Genomic DNA, 16,503 nt, shown 5'->3' with positions numbered 1-16,503 from the left:
GGCCGTCCGGGCCGTCGTACCGGCCGCAAACGGGCCGATTTGCTCGACGGCGTCCCGGTCCCGTATTCTCTTCCAGAAGCCAAAGACCGCTGGTCGTTGCCGTGCGCTCGAACGAGGGCGCGGTGGCCGAAGGATCCGCTGAAAAGTGGACGACCCGCGCAGGTGACTGTGGAAGAACTCCCGGAGTGCGCGCGCCGAGCGCGTGTGCGGCCGGTCGAGTCCGCCCCGTGCGCCTGCGCCGGGGCGTTTCGTTTCCCCAGTCCTCCTTCGGGTCCGCGCGGTCCGAATCACCCGGAAGGAGGCCGAGGCTCTATGGCGAGGCCCGACAAGGCTGCCGCGGTTGCGGAGCTGACGGACAAGTTCCGCAGTTCCAACGCCGCCGTGCTGACCGAGTACCGCGGTCTCACCGTGGCGCAGCTCAAGACGCTGCGCCGGTCGCTCGGTGAGAACGCCCAGTACGCCGTGGTGAAGAACACGCTGACCAAGATTGCGGCCAACGAGGCCGGGATCACGCTGGACGACCAGCTCTTCGCTGGTCCGACGGCCGTCGCCTTCGTCACCGGAGACCCGGTGGAGTCGGCGAAGGGTCTCCGTGACTTCGCCAAGGAAAACCCCAATCTCGTCATCAAGGGCGGTGTCCTTGACGGCAAGGCGCTGAGCGCCGACGAGATCAAGAAGCTTGCGGACCTCGAGTCCCGCGAGGTTCTGCTCAGCAAGCTGGCCGGTGCCTTCAAGGCGAAGCAGTCCCAGGCTGCCTCCGTCTTCCAGGCGCTGCCGTCGAAGCTCGTCCGCACCGTGGACGCGCTGCGCGCCAAGCAGGCCGAGCAGGGCGGTGCCGAGTAATTCGGCTCGCTTTCTGACCCGCACCGAAGGCGCGGGTCGCAGCGGGCCGACGTACGCCCGCCTTATCCCGTACATCCGGCACCAGCCGATTTGAGTGGAAGGACCGCCACCATGGCGAAGCTCAGCCAGGAAGACCTGCTCGCGCAGTTCGAGGAGATGACCCTCATCGAGCTCTCCGAGTTCGTGAAGGCCTTCGAGGAGAAGTTCGACGTCACCGCCGCCGCCGCTGCCCCGGTCATGATGGCCGGCGTCCCGGGTGCCCCGACCGCCGAGGCCGAGGAGGAGAAGGACGAGTTCGACGTCATCCTCACCGGCGCCGGCGAGAAGAAGATCCAGGTCATCAAGGTCGTGCGTGAGCTGACCTCCCTGGGCCTGAAGGAGGCCAAGGACCTCGTCGACGGCACCCCGAAGCCGGTCCTCGAGAAGGTCAACAAGGAGGCCGCTGACAAGGCCGCCGAGGCCCTCAAGGGCGCCGGCGCCTCCGTCGAGGTCAAGTAACACCCTTCGGGTCCCCAGGACTCGAACGCGCGCAGACCACGGTCTCCCGGGACGCTGAACCAGTCGTCCCGAGGCTGTAACGCGAACGCACCGAAGAGCGATCATCCATCCGGGTGGTCGCTCTTCGGCGTATCCGGAGGACCGACCGCGGTTGCCTTGCACCTGCGACGGCGGGGGGTATGGTGATCTTCGTCGTGTCGCCGCACGGCTCGCTTCGGGCTGGGGGGCCTTGACGAACCGCACGCAGCGCGCAATTCTCAGGACGCGTCGTCACAAGGATCCGAATCCGAGGCATGGATCGACGACGAAGAGGGCAGTATCAACGTGCGTTGAGGGCAGCATGCCGAGGGCGTTGACAAGAGCGGTGAGCACAACGAGGGTCTCGAAAAAACCGCACTGGACATCAGTGTGCCAAGTGGCTACACTGACCCTTTGCGCTGCCTGTTAGCTGTCCCCTGCCCGTCACCAGGGGTCTGCCCTCACTCGAGCACAGTCGACCGAAGCCCCCCTGACCTGGGGTTTCCGTCTCTGTGTCCGGGAGGGACCGGTACGCGCGTAGTGAGTCCGAGCCCTCGGAAGGACCCCCTCTTGGCCGCCTCGCGCAACGCCTCGACCGCGAATACGAACAACGGCGCCAGCACCGCCCCGCTGCGCATCTCCTTTGCAAAGATCAAGGAGCCTCTCGAGGTTCCCAACCTGCTCGCGCTGCAGACCGAGAGCTTCGACTGGCTGCTCGGCAACACCGCTTGGCAGAGTCGGGTCGAGGAGGCTCTTGAGAACGGTCAGGACGTCCCCACCAAGTCCGGTCTGGAGGAGATCTTCGAGGAGATCTCCCCGATCGAGGACTTCTCCGGGTCGATGTCCCTGACGTTCCGGGACCACCGCTTCGAGCCGCCGAAGAACTCCATCGACGAGTGCAAGGAGCGCGACTTCACGTACGCCGCCCCGCTCTTCGTCACCGCCGAGTTCACCAACAACGAGACCGGCGAGATCAAGTCCCAGACCGTCTTCATGGGCGACTTCCCGCTCATGACGAACAAGGGCACTTTCGTCATCAACGGCACCGAGCGTGTCGTGGTGTCGCAGCTGGTCCGTTCCCCCGGTGTCTACTTCGACTCCTCCATCGACAAGACGTCCGACAAGGACATCTTCTCCGCCAAGATCATCCCGTCCCGGGGTGCCTGGCTGGAGATGGAGATCGACAAGCGCGACATGGTCGGCGTCCGCATCGACCGCAAGCGCAAGCAGTCGGTCACCGTTCTGCTCAAGGCGCTCGGCTGGACGACCGAGCAGATCCTCGAGGAGTTCGGCGAGTACGAGTCGATGCGCGCCACCCTGGAGAAGGACCACACCCAGGGCCAGGACGACGCGCTGCTGGACATCTACCGCAAGCTGCGTCCGGGCGAGCCCCCCACGCGTGAGGCCGCGCAGACGCTGCTCGAGAACCTCTACTTCAACCCGAAGCGCTACGACCTCGCCAAGGTCGGCCGCTACAAGGTCAACAAGAAGCTGGGTGCGGACGCGCCGCTCGACGCGGGCGTCCTGACCGTCGAGGACGTCATCTCGACGATCAAGTACCTGGTGCAGCTGCACGCCGGCGAGACCGAGACGACCGCCGACAACGGCCAGACGATCGTCGTCGAGACCGACGACATCGACCACTTCGGCAACCGTCGTCTGCGCAGCGTCGGCGAGCTGATCCAGAACCAGGTCCGTACGGGTCTCGCCCGTATGGAGCGCGTCGTGCGCGAGCGCATGACCACCCAGGACGTCGAGGCGATCACGCCGCAGACCCTGATCAACATCCGGCCGGTCGTCGCCTCCATCAAGGAGTTCTTCGGCACCAGCCAGCTGTCCCAGTTCATGGACCAGAACAACCCGCTGTCGGGTCTCACCCACAAGCGCCGTCTGTCGGCTCTTGGCCCGGGTGGTCTCTCCCGTGAGCGGGCCGGCTTCGAGGTCCGTGACGTGCACCCCTCGCACTACGGCCGCATGTGCCCGATCGAGACCCCTGAAGGCCCGAACATCGGTCTGATCGGCTCGCTCGCCTCCTACGGCCGGGTCAACGCGTTCGGTTTCGTCGAGACCCCGTACCGCAAGGTGAACGACGGCCAGGTCACCGACGAGGTCGACTACCTGACCGCCGACGAGGAGGACCGCTTCGTCATCGCGCAGGCCAACGCCACGCTGAACGACGAACTCCGGTTCGCCGAGGCGCGTGTCCTGGTCCGCCGCCGTGGCGGTGAGGTCGACTACGTCAGCCCCGAGGACGTCGACTACATGGACGTCTCGCCGCGCCAGATGGTGTCGGTCGCGACCGCCATGATCCCGTTCCTCGAGCACGACGACGCCAACCGTGCCCTCATGGGCGCGAACATGATGCGCCAGGCCGTTCCGCTGATTAAGTCGGAGGCCCCGCTCGTCGGTACCGGCATGGAGTACCGCTCCGCCGTCGACGCCGGTGACGTGGTCAAGGCCGAGAAGGCGGGTGTGGTCCAGGAGGTCTCCGCGGACTACATCACCACCGCCAACGACGACGGCACGTACATCACGTACCGCCTGCACAAGTTCGCCCGGTCCAACCAGGGCACCTCGGTCAACCAGAAGGTCGTCGTCAACGAGGGCGACCGGATCATCGAGGGCCAGGTCCTCGCCGACGGTCCGGCCACCGAGAACGGTGAGATGGCCCTCGGCAAGAACCTGCTCGTGGCGTTCATGCCGTGGGAGGGTCACAACTACGAGGACGCGATCATCCTGTCGCAGCGCCTCGTGCAGGACGACGTCCTCTCCTCGATCCACATCGAGGAGCACGAGGTCGACGCCCGTGACACCAAGCTCGGCCCCGAGGAGATCACCCGGGACATCCCGAACGTCTCCGAGGAGGTCCTCGCCGACCTCGACGAGCGCGGCATCATCCGCATCGGTGCCGAGGTCATCGCCGGCGACATCCTCGTCGGCAAGGTGACCCCGAAGGGTGAGACCGAGCTGACGCCGGAGGAGCGCCTGCTGCGCGCGATCTTCGGTGAGAAGGCCCGTGAGGTCCGTGACACCTCGCTGAAGGTGCCGCACGGCGAGACCGGCAAGGTCATCGGCGTGCGCGTCTTCGACCGCGAGGAGGGCGACGAGCTTCCCCCGGGTGTGAACCAGCTGGTGCGCGTGTACGTCGCGCAGAAGCGCAAGATCACCGACGGTGACAAGCTCGCCGGCCGTCACGGCAACAAGGGTGTCATCTCCAAGATCCTGCCGATCGAGGACATGCCGTTCCTGGAGGACGGCACCCCGGTCGACATCATCCTCAACCCGCTGGGTGTGCCGTCCCGAATGAACCCGGGACAGGTCCTGGAGATCCACCTCGGCTGGCTCGCCAGCCGCGGCTGGGACGTCTCCGGTCTCGCGGACGAGTGGGCCCAGCGCCTGCAGGCCATCGGCGCCGACCAGGTCGCCCCGCGCACCAACGTCGCGACCCCGGTCTTCGACGGTGCCCGCGAGGACGAGCTGGCGGGTCTGCTGCAGCACACCATCCCGAACCGCGACGGCGAGCGCATGGTGCTCCCGTCCGGCAAGGCGCGGCTGTTCGACGGCCGTAGCGGTGAGCCGTTCCCGGACGCGATCTCGGTCGGCTACATGTACATCCTGAAGCTGCACCACCTGGTCGACGACAAGCTGCACGCGCGCTCGACCGGTCCGTACTCGATGATCACCCAGCAGCCGCTGGGTGGTAAGGCGCAGTTCGGTGGCCAGCGGTTCGGTGAGATGGAGGTGTGGGCCCTCGAGGCCTACGGCGCCGCGTACGCCCTCCAGGAGCTGCTGACCATCAAGTCCGACGACGTCACCGGCCGCGTGAAGGTCTACGAGGCCATCGTCAAGGGCGAGAACATCCCCGAGCCCGGCATCCCCGAGTCCTTCAAGGTGCTCATCAAGGAGATGCAGTCGCTCTGCCTGAACGTGGAGGTGCTGTCCAGCGACGGTATGTCCATCGAGATGCGTGACACCGACGAGGACGTCTTCCGCGCTGCGGAGGAGCTCGGCATCGACCTGTCCCGGCGCGAGCCGAGCAGCGTCGAAGAGGTCTGACGGGAGTCCGGCGGGGCCCTCACCCACAGGGCCCCGCCGACCCCCAGGCCCCCGTTTCAGACCAAAGACTTTCGACCCTGAGAGGGATTGACGCATAGTGCTCGACGTCAACTTCTTCGACGAGCTCCGGATCGGCCTGGCCACCGCTGACGACATCCGTCAGTGGAGCCACGGCGAGGTCAAGAAGCCCGAGACCATCAACTACCGCACCCTCAAGCCCGAGAAGGACGGACTCTTCTGCGAGAAGATCTTCGGTCCGACCCGGGACTGGGAGTGCTACTGCGGCAAGTACAAGCGCGTCCGCTTCAAGGGCATCATCTGTGAGCGCTGTGGCGTCGAGGTCACGCGCGCCAAGGTGCGCCGTGAGCGGATGGGCCACATCGAGCTGGCCGCCCCGGTCACGCACATCTGGTACTTCAAGGGCGTCCCGAGCCGGCTGGGCTACCTGCTCGACCTGGCCCCGAAGGACCTCGAGAAGGTCATCTACTTCGCCGCGTACATGATCACGTACGTGGACGAGGAGCGCCGTACCCGCGACCTGCCCTCCCTGGAGGCGCACGTCTCGGTCGAGCGCCAGCAGGTCGAGAACCGCCGCGACTCCGACCTCGAGGCCCGCGCCAAGAAGCTCGAGTCCGACCTGGCCGAGCTGGAGGCCGAGGGCGCCAAGGCCGACGTGCGCCGCAAGGTGCGCGAGGGCGCGGAGCGCGAGATGAAGCAGCTGCGCGACCGCGCGCAGCGCGAGATCGACCGCCTCGACGAGGTGTGGAACCGGTTCAAGAACCTCAAGGTCCAGGACCTCGAGGGCGACGAGCTGCTCTACCGCGAGCTGCGTGACCGCTTCGGCACGTACTTCGACGGCTCGATGGGTGCCGCGGCGCTGCAGAAGCGCCTGGAGTCCTTCGACCTCGAGGAGGAGGCCGAGAGGCTCCGCGAGATCATCCGCACCGGCAAGGGCCAGAAGAAGACCCGCGCCCTGAAGCGGCTGAAGGTCGTCTCCGCGTTCCTGCAGACGTCCAACAGCCCCAAGGGCATGGTCCTGGACTGCGTCCCGGTCATCCCGCCGGACCTGCGTCCGATGGTGCAGCTGGACGGTGGCCGCTTCGCGACCTCCGACCTGAACGACCTGTACCGCCGTGTGATCAACCGCAACAACCGCCTGAAGCGGCTTCTCGACCTCGGCGCGCCCGAGATCATCGTGAACAACGAGAAGCGCATGCTCCAGGAGGCCGTCGACGCCCTCTTCGACAACGGCCGCCGCGGCCGTCCGGTCACCGGCCCCGGTAACCGCCCGCTGAAGTCCCTCAGCGACATGCTGAAGGGTAAGCAGGGTCGATTCCGTCAGAACCTGCTCGGCAAGCGAGTCGACTACTCGGCGCGTTCCGTCATCGTCGTCGGCCCGCAGCTGAAGCTGCACCAGTGCGGTCTGCCCAAGGCGATGGCGCTGGAGCTGTTCAAGCCGTTCGTGATGAAGCGCCTGGTCGACCTGAACCACGCGCAGAACATCAAGAGCGCCAAGCGCATGGTGGAGCGCGGCCGCACGGTCGTGTACGACGTCCTCGAAGAGGTCATCGCCGAGCACCCGGTTCTGCTGAACCGTGCTCCCACCCTGCACCGCCTCGGCATCCAGGCCTTCGAGCCGCAGCTGGTCGAGGGCAAGGCCATCCAGATCCACCCGCTCGTCTGCACCGCGTTCAACGCGGACTTCGACGGTGACCAGATGGCCGTGCACCTGCCGCTGTCCGCGGAGGCGCAGGCCGAGGCCCGCATCCTGATGCTGTCCTCGAACAACATCCTCAAGCCGGCCGACGGCCGTCCGGTGACGATGCCGACCCAGGACATGGTCCTCGGTCTGTTCTTCCTCACCACCGACGGCGAGATGCGTGACGTCAAGGGCGAGGGCCGCTCGTTCGCGTCCGTGGCCGAGGCGATCATGGCGTTCGACGCCGGCGAGCTGTCCCTGCAGTCGCGCGTGGACATCCGCTTCCCGGTGGGCACCATCCCGCCGCGCGGCTGGACCCCGCCGGCGCGCGAGGAGGGCGAGCCGGAGTGGCAGCAGGGTGACAGCTTCCGCCTGAACACCACCCTGGGCCGCGCGCTCTTCAACGAGCTGCTGCCCGAGGACTACCCGTTCGTCGACTACGAGGTCGGCAAGAAGCAGCTCTCCGAGATCGTCAACGACCTCGCCGAGCGCTACCCGAAGGTCATCGTGGCGGCGACGCTCGACAACCTGAAGGCGTCCGGCTTCTTCTGGGCCACCCGTTCCGGTGTCACCGTCGCCATCTCCGACGTCGTCGTCCCCGAGGCGAAGAAGGAGATCGTCGCCGGGTACGAGGCCAAGGACGAGAAGGTCCAGAAGCAGTACGAGCGCGGTCTGATCACCAAGGAAGAGCGCACGCAGGAGCTCATCCAGATCTGGACCCAGGCGACCAACGAGGTCGCCGAGGCGATGAACGACAACTTCCCGAAGACCAACCCGATCTTCATGATGGTGAACTCGGGTGCACGAGGCAACATGATGCAGATGCGTCAGATTGCCGGTATGCGTGGTCTGGTGTCGAACGCGAAGAACGAGACGATCCCGCGTCCGATCAAGGCGTCGTTCCGTGAGGGTCTGTCCGTGCTGGAGTACTTCATCTCCACGCACGGTGCCCGTAAGGGTCTGGCGGACACCGCCCTGCGTACCGCCGACTCGGGTTACCTCACCCGTCGTCTGGTCGACGTCTCCCAGGACGTCATCATCCGCGAGGAGGACTGCGGTACCGAGCGCGGCCTCAAGCTGGCCATCGCCGAGCGCGACGCCGACGGCGTCCTGCGCAAGGCGGACAACGCCGAGACGTCCGTGTACGCACGCTGCCTCGCCGAGGACATCGTCGTGGACGGCAAGGTGCTCGCCCCGGCGGGCGTCGACCTCGGTGACGTCCTCATCGACCAGCTGGTCAAGGCGGGCGTCGAGGAGGTCAAGACCCGCTCGGTCCTGACCTGTGAGTCCGCCGTCGGCACCTGCGCGATGTGCTACGGCCGCTCGCTGGCCACCGGCAAGCTGGTCGACATCGGTGAGGCGGTCGGCATCATCGCCGCCCAGTCCATCGGTGAGCCCGGTACCCAGCTGACGATGCGTACCTTCCACACCGGTGGTGTGGCCGGTGACGACATCACCCAGGGTCTGCCCCGTGTCGTCGAGCTCTTCGAGGCCCGTACCCCGAAGGGTGTCGCCCCGATCTCCGAGGCCTCCGGCCGCGTGCGGATCGAGGAGACCGAGAAGACCAAGAAGCTCGTCGTCACCCCGGACGACGGCAGCGACGAGACGGCGTACCCGATCTCGAAGCGTGCCAAGGTCCTGGTCCGCGAGGGCGACCACGTCGAGGTGGGCCAGCAGCTCACCGTGGGTGCCACCAACCCGCACGACGTGCTGCGCATCCTGGGTCAGCGCGCCGTCCAGGTCCACCTGGTCGGCGAGGTCCAGAAGGTGTACAACTCGCAGGGTGTGTCGATCCACGACAAGCACATCGAGATCATCATCCGGCAGATGCTGCGCCGCGTGACGATCATCGAGTCCGGCGACGCCGAGCTGCTGCCCGGCGAGCTGGTCGAGCGCTCGAAGTTCGAGACCGAGAACCGTCGTGTGGTCCAGGAGGGCGGTCACCCGGCCTCCGGTCGTCCGCAGCTGATGGGTATCACCAAGGCCTCGCTGGCGACGGAATCCTGGCTGTCGGCCGCCTCCTTCCAGGAGACGACCCGAGTCCTGACGGACGCGGCGATCAACGCCAAGTCCGACAGCCTCATCGGCCTCAAGGAGAACGTCATCATCGGTAAGCTCATCCCGGCCGGTACGGGTCTGTCCCGCTACCGCAACATCCGGGTGGAGCCGACCGAGGAGGCCAAGGCCGCGATGTACTCGGCCGTCGGCTACGACGACATCGACTACTCGCCGTTCGGTACCGGCTCCGGCCAGGCCGTTCCGCTGGAGGACTACGACTACGGTCCGTACAACCAGTAAGCGAGCCGCTTGAACCGAAGGGCGGCCACTCCCGCAGGGGGGTGGCCGCCCTTCGGCGCGTCCGGGCTCGTGCCGGGAGCCCGGCGGGTCAGGCTGGGGTCAGCGGGGCAGGCCCAGGTAGGGGTGCAGGGCGTTCAGGCGGGTCTGGTGGTCCGGGTGGCTGGACAGCAGCCGGGCCAGGGCGCCGGGCTCGTCGAGCTTCTGGCCCTGCGCGGCCAGGGCCGCCTTCGCCGTGGCCTCCTCGGTCTGGAAGTGGTACAGGACCTCGGCAAGCTGACGGGCGAAGCCCAGCTCGGCGGCCTGCTGATCGGCCCGCAGCTCGCCGCGCCGGCCCGCGTAGGCCAGCAGATAGGGGGCGAGCACGAGCGGGATCGTGATGTACCAGGCGGCGAGGAACGCGGCGACCGCCACGAGCCCCATGAAGAGGATCAGGAAACCGGTCGCGGCCATGGAGAAGACGCTGGCGACCATGATCGCGAAGCGGGCCAGCCCCCGGGTCACGGCCCAGGCGATCCGGCCGGGCAGCGAGTACCAGTAGCCGAGCAGACCGGCCCAGGCGTGACCGCCGGTGTGGTGCCCCAGTTCGTGCGCGAGGACGGCGGCCAGGTTGCTGCTCGGGATCCGGTTGAGGGAGTAGGTCGTGACACCGACGACGTGGCCGGCCGCCGCCACCGCGTTCAGCTCGTCGCTGTTCTCGACCATCAGCTCGTACGTGCCCCGCTCGATGCCGGCCCGGGCGGTCACCTCGTTCCAGACCGGCTCCAGCCTGGCCCGCTCCTCAGCCGTCGGCAGACGGAGCTTGAGCACGTACCGGGCGAAGGCCAGCTCGGTCGGCCGGTGGAAGACCAGCAGGCCGGAGGCGACCCAGGCCAGCACCACCAGCGTGCCCACGACGCTCCCGAAGACCCCCACGGCGATGGAACCGACCAGCGCGAGGCTCACCAGCGCGCCCGGCGCCTGCACGGCGAGCCGCCCGATGGCCGTCGCGTCGGCCCCCCGCTGGCGCTCGGCCACGTGCAGACGGGCACCGCGGTGACGGTAGTCGAGGTCGTCCGGAGCGGGCTGCGGAACCGGCACGGGCGCGGGCCCTGACACGTGCGGGGGTGCGTACCCGGGTGCGTATCCGGGTGCGGGGTCGGGCGCGGGCGCGTATCCGGGTGCGGCTCCGGGTGGGTGCGGGGGTACCGGACCGGGCGCGGGCGCGCCGGGGGCGTACGGCGCCTGCGCCGGTGGCGCGGCTGACGCCTGCGGGTGCGGGAGTGCGCCCGGGTACGCGGGCGGGGGAGCGATGGGGGACGGGGGCGTCGGGTACGGCGACGGGCCGGGGCCGGGCCGGTCGGCTCCCGCGGCCGGGTACGGCGGCGGCGCGGGGTGGACCGGGCCGCCGGCCGGGTACTGCGGGGCCGCCGCGGGGTACTGCGGCTCGCCGGGGTACGGCGGTGGGGCCGCGGCAGGGGAGGCGGGCGTCGGGTACGGCGGTGGGGTGGCGCCGGCAGGGGAGGGGGCCGTCGGGTACGGCGGCGGAGTGGGGGTCCCGGGCGTCGGGCAGACGGACGGTGGCGGGGTCGCGGCTTCCGGGTAGCTGGGCGGCGGCGGGACCGCGGCGTGCGGCTGGGGCGCTTCCGGACAGGACGGCCCCGGATGCGACGGCTCCGGATAGGACGGTTCCGGGTACCGGGGCGGTACCGACGGGTCCGGCGGTAACGACATGAGCGGGCTCCTTACAAGTACTGCGGGTACGGGGACGTCAGCCGGCGAGCGCGGCGGCGGGCAGCAGCAGGGCCCCGACGCAGAAGGCGATCAGACCGGTACGGATCCACCGGTGCTTGGACGCGGCGATCCGGCTGTTCTCGGCGAGTGCGGCCAGCAGAGCGGCGGCGGGATCCCGGTCGGTGCCGGCGAGCGCCTCGGCCAGCCGGCCTTCCCGCGCCGCCTGGCGGATGTCGCCGAAGTAGCACAGCGGGCGCCCCTCGGCCCAGGACCCGGAACGGTAGCGGGGCAGCACGGCGAGCAGCAGCGAGAGCAGTGACAGGGCCAGCGCCGCCGCCCCGGCCCACCACAGCACGGCGCCGGGGGCGGACAGCCGGTCCGGCGACCAGTCCCGCCCGGCTATCAGCCCGGTGAACACACCGGCCGTCATTCCCAGCGCCGCCACCAGGACGGACGCCTTGGTGTCGGCCCGCCCGATCTCCTCGCGCAACTCGGTGAGCAGGCGTTCCGCGGTGTGGTGGGTGGAACGGGCGGCGGGGCCGGGGCGTGTGGCGGTGTCGGGCGAGGTCATGCCGGCCCGCCCTCGGCGGGCTGCTCCCGGAGCGCGCCGGGCGGGGGAGGAACGACCGGCGCGGGCCCGGCGGGCGGCGGGCTGTACGGGGGCTGTTCCGGCACCGCGTGGCCGTACGGGGGCTGGGCCGGTACCGCGTCGCTGTACGGGGGCTGTTCCGGCGCCGGCCGGCCGTACGGGGACTGCTCCGGCGCCGCCTGGCCGTACGGGGGCTGATCCGGTACGGCGTGGCCGGGTGGCTGATCCGGTACGGCGTGGCCGTGTGGCGCATGCCCCTGCGGCGGCTGTGCGTACCCGTGCTGCCCGTACTGCTCGTGCTGCCCGTTCCCGGGCCGGCCGCCCTCGGGCCGGCCGTACGGCCCGGCGGTCCCCTGTGCGGCCGGGGCGTACGGGTCCGGGGCGCCGGCCGGTGCGGCGTACGGTGCCGGTGGCGGGCCCGGGGCGTAGGGCTGGGGCGGGACGTACGGTTGCTGCGGGGGCACGCCCGGCGGCAGGGCCTGGGGCGCCGCCGCCTGCTCGCGCATGAGTTCGTCGACGGACCGCAGGACGGAGCGCGCCGACTCGGCCTTCTGGAAGTCCTCCATGCCGTCCCCGGCGATCAGTTCCAGCTCCTGGCGGATCGCGCCGAGCTGGTCCTTCTGCAGGGTGCCGATGACCATCCGGGTGTCCCTGGGGTGCGCCGCGAGGTGCAGGGCCCAGGCCGCCACGCCACCGTGCTGCAGCCAGTACGAGTAGAAGGCGATCTTCTGGGCCACCAGTTCCTGCGACTGCTGCTGGCGCAGGGCCTCCAGCTGGTGTTCGAGCTGGGCCTGGCGCATCCGGTACTCGTGCTCGGGGTCGAGCATCTCCGACTCGTAGCGCAGGGTCCGCTTGCGCCGGCGGTGGGCGATCGCGTCGTCGTCCAGGCGCAGCCGCACCACACACGTCACGGTCAGTCCGGTGCCCGCGGCGAAGCCGCCCTCCTCCTCGACCGCCCGCTGCACGGCCCGTTCGGCTGCCGGGCTGTCCTCGATGGCGAAGCGCCGGGTGACCGGGCGGGCCACCTGCTGCAGTTCGCGGGTCAGCCGGGTCGGCACGTCCCGTTCGCCGCTCTGCACGAAGGCCTTCGGATCGGCGACCCGCCAGGTGAGGTCGGCGGTCGCGCCGAAGGAGAACGCGTCGTCGTCGCTGGGCAGTTCGAGTTCCAGTTGGACCGGGTGGCTGCCCATGTCCACCTCGTAGACGGAGGTGTACCGACGGGTGGCGGCCTCCGTGCGGCTCGGTCGCTGCGGCGGCAGGTAGACGTCGTACGAGCCGCTCGCGGTGACGAAGACCAGGGCGTGGTCGATGGCGCCGACCTGGCGGCGGGCGGTGTAGTCGAACCGTGAGATCGGGCGCACGGTCAGCACCGGGTCGATCAGCGCGGTGTGCCGGTCCGCGTGCTGTGTCCACTCCGGGGGTCGGCGGAAGTCCGCCATCGCTCAACTCCTCTTGTACAGGCGGTGGTTCAGTGCGCGGCCGGCGCCGGACGCAGCACGTCGAGCAGGCGTTCGGCGAGCGGCGGGCGCGGGCCGCCGTCCTCGGCGCGCATGGTGCGCAGTTCGTGGTCGAGGCGCTTGCGGTCGTCCGCGGTCACGATCAGCGCGGGCAGCAGCAGTTCCAGGGCTGTGGCGGCGTCCGTGCGGCGGGTGGCGACGTGCACCCAGGTCTGCAGGGCCTGCAGCGCCGCCCTGGTGTGGATGTGGTCGCCCAGCGCGGTGCGCCACAGGGTGGCCATGTCGCGGGCCGTGTCCGGCTGGTACATGCCGGTCTCGGCGTACCAGCCGACGAGTGCGCCCTCGCCGGCGTTGTCGCAGGCGCGGGCGAAGGCGGCGAGGGCGAGCCCGCGGACGGCCGGGGTGTCCCGGTACAGCAGCCGGACGAATTCGGCGAGCACCTCCCCGCGGCGCTGGCCGGCGGACAGCAGCAGTGCGGCGGACTCGGTGAGGTTGTCCCGCTCGGCCTGGTTGCTGGCGTCGGCCCGGGCCCGGGAGGCCAGCGCGTCGAGGGCGGGACCGGCCAGGTCGGGACGGAGCGGGGCGAGCAGCCCGAGGGCCCGGATGGCGGTCCAGCGCCGCCCCCACTGGCCGTCGTTGCACCACTGGGTGAGCAGCCGCAGGACGACCGGCGCCCCGAGCAGCTGGGCCAGGGTCAGCGTGTTGGCGGCGGTGACGCGGGGGCCGACGGCGCGTGCGGTCGCCCAGCGGTCGACGAGCAGCGCCATCGTCGAGGGCAGGTCGGCGGCGGCGAGCAGCGCGGCCGCCGCGGCGGCGCGGGTGCGGACCAGCGGGCGGCCGTCGCGGGCGAGCTGTCCGAGCCACTCGACCAGTGCCGGGCGGGCCGAGGGATGGCTGGTCCACACTTCGGTGAGCAGGACGCGGGGGGTGCGTTCGTCGTGGAAGGCGGCCATGAACTGCGGAACCGGCCCCCAGTCGGTCTGTTCCTGCCGGACCTCGCCGCCGGCCCGGGCCAGGGTGAGCCGGTCCTCGGCGGCCGGTCCGAACACCGGGATGACCGGCGGTCTCTCGGGGTGCTGCAACCGTTCGAAGTGTACGAACAGCTTGTCGGCCAGTTCGGCGGCGAGGACGTAGGGCGCCTGGTCGAAGACGGCGAGTGCGAGGAGGAAGGCCTTGTCGCGCAGTCCGGTCTCCGGGTCGCCGAGCCAGTCCCGGCACTGCTTCTCCACGGCGGCCTGCCCGAAGTCCGCGAGCCGGGCCAGTGCCTGCGCGGTGCCGTCGTACTCCGCCAGCGCCTGGGCGAACGCGGCGGCCTCGGCCGGATGACGGCCGGCGCCGGCGAGGAAGTCCAGCACCGGCCCCAGGGCGAGCAGCGCGTCGGCCTCACCGGGCCGGTGCCGGTCGAGCAGGGCCCGTACGACGTCCTCGGCGGGCGGCGGGCTCCAGGGGTACGGGGTGACGCCCGGCAGGTGCGGCGAGTTCTCGACGGTGACGACGAGGTGGCCGCCGGTCTTGACGAGCTGGTCGCGGGCCGCGAAGAGGTGGGTGTCGCGCAACGGCCGGTTGCGGCTGAGGGGCAGGTCCCGCAGGACGTATCCGGCGGGCCGGGTGAGGTGGCCGCTCAGGGCGGCGGGCGGGGTCTCGGGGCTCAGCGCGTGGACGGCGGGCACGCCCAGCCGGTGGACCAGCATCAGCGCGGCGGCGTTGCGGCCGGTGGCGTGGGCGCCGGAGAGCACCAGCACGCGTTCCTCGCGCAGCCGTTCCAGCGCGGCGGCGAAGGCGGGGCCCTCGGCGTAGACGGCCGCCAGCTCCTCCACGTACGGGCGGGGTACCTCGCCGGAGGCGTCCGGAGCGGCGCCCGGGGTGCCGTGGTGATGGATCTCGGTACGGCCGCCCATGTAGACGTCGCCGCCGACCTGTCCGCCGGACACGCCGTGCTGGGAGCCGCCGACCGCGCTGCCGCCGAAGCGGGCGTCGTCGCCGAGGAAGAACGCCGGGGCGTGCGCGACCAGCTCGCGCTGGGCCGCCCGGGCCTCCTGGGCACCCTCCGTCTCCGGCTCCAGGTCGCCGTGGGACAGGGCGTCCTCGTCGGACACCGGCTGCCCCGACGCCTGGTTCGGGGCAGCCTGTCCCGGCGACGGCTGCCCCGGGGCCGCGTGTGCCGGGGACGGCTGTCCGGGCGGCGGCTGCTTCGGCGGAGCGGCGCCGGGCGGACCGCCCTCGGCGCGGGCCGCGGCCGCGGCGGACGCCGTCACGACTGATCACCCACGGTTCCGCCCAGGTGCACGTTCCCGGTGACCTGGCCGCCCGACACGCCGTGCTGGTCACCGGCCACGAGGCTGCCCCCGAAGCGGGGCGTGCCGGCGCCGAAGTGGAACACGACCCCGCCGCCGGGCGCCTGGCCGGTCCCCGCGCCGGGCGCGGACGCCCCCTGCGCCGGAGCCTCGTGTGCGGGAGCACCCTGTGCCGGAGCCTCGTGTGCCGGCGCCTCGTGTGCGGGAGCACCCTGTGCCGGAGCCTCGTGCGCCGGCGCCTCGTGCGCTGGAGTCGTCTGTGCCGGAGCCTCGTGCGCCGGCGCTCCCTGTGCCGGCGTCCCCGGTGCCGGGACGTCCCCCGACGTCCCCGGCACCGGGGCTTCCCCCGCCCCCGTCTCACCGTGGTTCGTGCCGCCGTGCGGTACCGGCCCGTGGAGCCAGGCGCGCAGCGGGCCGTTCTTGCTGGTCAGGGTGACCTCGTGGAAGTCGGCCGCGCGGATGCCGTGATGGTCGTGTCGTACGACCCCGGCGTGCACGCCCTCGGACACGCACAGCGCGAAGCCGTCGGCCCGCTCCCGCAGGGCGGCCCGCAGGAGCGGGGCGTCGAGCAGCCGGCAGGCGTGGTTCAGGTCGGAGCCGACCCAGCCGCCGCGCTCGTCGACGGCGACGTACCCGGTGGCGACCACGCCCCTGAGCCGGATCTGGGCCGTGCTCGACGCCAGCCGGTTGTACCCGTGCAGCTCGGCCGGCACCTCCGTGAGCAGGGCCCGCAGCAGGGCGGGGACGGAGGCGTTCGCGTCGATCAGCTCCATGACGCTGTCGCCCCGGTCGGCCCGCAGCCGCCGCGTCTCGTCGATGCAGGCCCGCTCCAGGGCCCGGTCGGCGATGTTGTACAGAACGCGCCGCAGATATGTCTGCTCGACATCGTCCCGGTCGCTGTACCTCTCGATGTCGAGCAGGAGCATCGTCCGGCTCACGGGTTCGTTCATGATCACCTTTCGGTGGTTGTACGGGAATCGGGCCGCGCCGCCGTCAGAAGGGTGGCGCGGGGGACCGCAGGGGCGTGAGGACGGATGACCC

At 70.5% G+C, this 16,503-nt stretch carries 9 protein-coding genes; 4 read left to right on the top strand and 5 right to left on the bottom strand.

From position 1 onward, the window contains the following. Nucleotides 1-312 precede the first annotated feature (312 nt). The 4 genes from rplJ (at nucleotide 313) to JK359_RS05985 (ending at nucleotide 9,412) form a co-directional block, all read left to right on the top strand. Nucleotides 313-843 carry a 50S ribosomal protein L10 gene (gene rplJ, locus JK359_RS06000; RefSeq protein WP_167991102.1) on the top strand — a complete coding sequence of 177 codons (531 nt, stop codon included), beginning with the start codon at nucleotides 313-315 and terminating at the stop codon, nucleotides 841-843. Nucleotides 844-954: 111 nt separating this feature from the next. Further along, nucleotides 955-1,341: a 50S ribosomal protein L7/L12 gene (gene rplL / locus JK359_RS05995; RefSeq protein ID WP_201832344.1), complete on the top strand. Its 387-nt coding sequence runs from the start codon at nucleotides 955-957 to the stop codon at nucleotides 1,339-1,341. A gap of 588 nt (nucleotides 1,342-1,929) precedes the next feature. Further along, a complete protein-coding gene (gene rpoB, locus JK359_RS05990) occupies nucleotides 1,930-5,415 on the top strand; it encodes a DNA-directed RNA polymerase subunit beta (protein ID WP_201832343.1) in 3,486 nt (1,161 codons plus the stop codon). A gap of 97 nt (nucleotides 5,416-5,512) precedes the next feature. Then, nucleotides 5,513-9,412 (top strand): DNA-directed RNA polymerase subunit beta', encoded by a 3,900-nt coding sequence (locus tag JK359_RS05985; protein ID WP_201832337.1) that lies wholly within the window; start codon nucleotides 5,513-5,515, stop codon nucleotides 9,410-9,412. A gap of 99 nt (nucleotides 9,413-9,511) precedes the next feature. Here the strand turns inward: JK359_RS05985 and JK359_RS05980 are convergent, their stop codons facing one another. The 5 genes from JK359_RS05980 to JK359_RS05960 all read right to left on the bottom strand — a co-directional run bounded on the left by JK359_RS05980 (nucleotide 9,512) and on the right by JK359_RS05960 (nucleotide 16,412). Beyond that, complete coding sequence (locus tag JK359_RS05980) at nucleotides 9,512-10,489, bottom strand: M48 family metalloprotease (RefSeq protein ID WP_307787983.1); 978 nt, start codon at nucleotides 10,487-10,489, stop codon at nucleotides 9,512-9,514. 670 nt (nucleotides 10,490-11,159) lie between these two features. Next, entirely contained in the window at nucleotides 11,160-11,693 is a 534-nt protein-coding gene (locus JK359_RS05975; protein WP_201832332.1) for a Pycsar system effector family protein, read from the bottom strand. Then, on the bottom strand, nucleotides 11,690-13,150 hold the full coding sequence (locus tag JK359_RS05970) for a PE-PGRS family protein (protein ID WP_201832331.1): 1,461 nt from the start codon (nucleotides 13,148-13,150) through the stop codon (nucleotides 11,690-11,692). Before JK359_RS05970 ends, JK359_RS05975 begins: the two co-directional genes overlap by 4 nt. 29 nt (nucleotides 13,151-13,179) lie before the next feature. Next, nucleotides 13,180-15,423, bottom strand: a complete 2,244-nt coding sequence (locus JK359_RS05965) for a hypothetical protein (RefSeq protein ID WP_201832330.1) — start codon at nucleotides 15,421-15,423, stop codon at nucleotides 13,180-13,182. Beyond that, nucleotides 15,420-16,412: a hypothetical protein gene (locus JK359_RS05960; protein WP_201832329.1), complete on the bottom strand. Its 993-nt coding sequence runs from the start codon at nucleotides 16,410-16,412 to the stop codon at nucleotides 15,420-15,422. Before JK359_RS05960 ends, JK359_RS05965 begins: the two co-directional genes overlap by 4 nt. Nucleotides 16,413-16,503: the final 91 nt, after the last annotated feature.

Source organism: Streptomyces actinomycinicus (genome assembly GCF_016741775.1).
GTDB lineage: Bacteria > Actinomycetota > Actinomycetes > Streptomycetales > Streptomycetaceae > Streptomyces > Streptomyces actinomycinicus.
The sequence above is the reverse complement of the archived record's forward strand: the minus strand, read 5'-3'. Positions and strand labels throughout refer to the sequence as shown.

What these genes read in the sequence shown, in the direction of transcription:
- JK359_RS05970 (WP_201832331.1), bottom strand. Translation starts at nt 13,150, where the DNA reads ATGGCGGACTTCCGCCGACCCCCGGAGTGGACACAGCACGCGGACCGG.
- JK359_RS05975 (WP_201832332.1), bottom strand. Translation starts at nt 11,693, where the DNA reads ATGACCTCGCCCGACACCGCCACACGCCCCGGCCCCGCCGCCCGTTCC.
- rplJ (WP_167991102.1), top strand. Translation starts at nt 313, where the DNA reads ATGGCGAGGCCCGACAAGGCTGCCGCGGTTGCGGAGCTGACGGACAAG.
- JK359_RS05960 (WP_201832329.1), bottom strand. Translation starts at nt 16,412, where the DNA reads ATGAACGAACCCGTGAGCCGGACGATGCTCCTGCTCGACATCGAGAGG.
- rplL (WP_201832344.1), top strand. Translation starts at nt 955, where the DNA reads ATGGCGAAGCTCAGCCAGGAAGACCTGCTCGCGCAGTTCGAGGAGATG.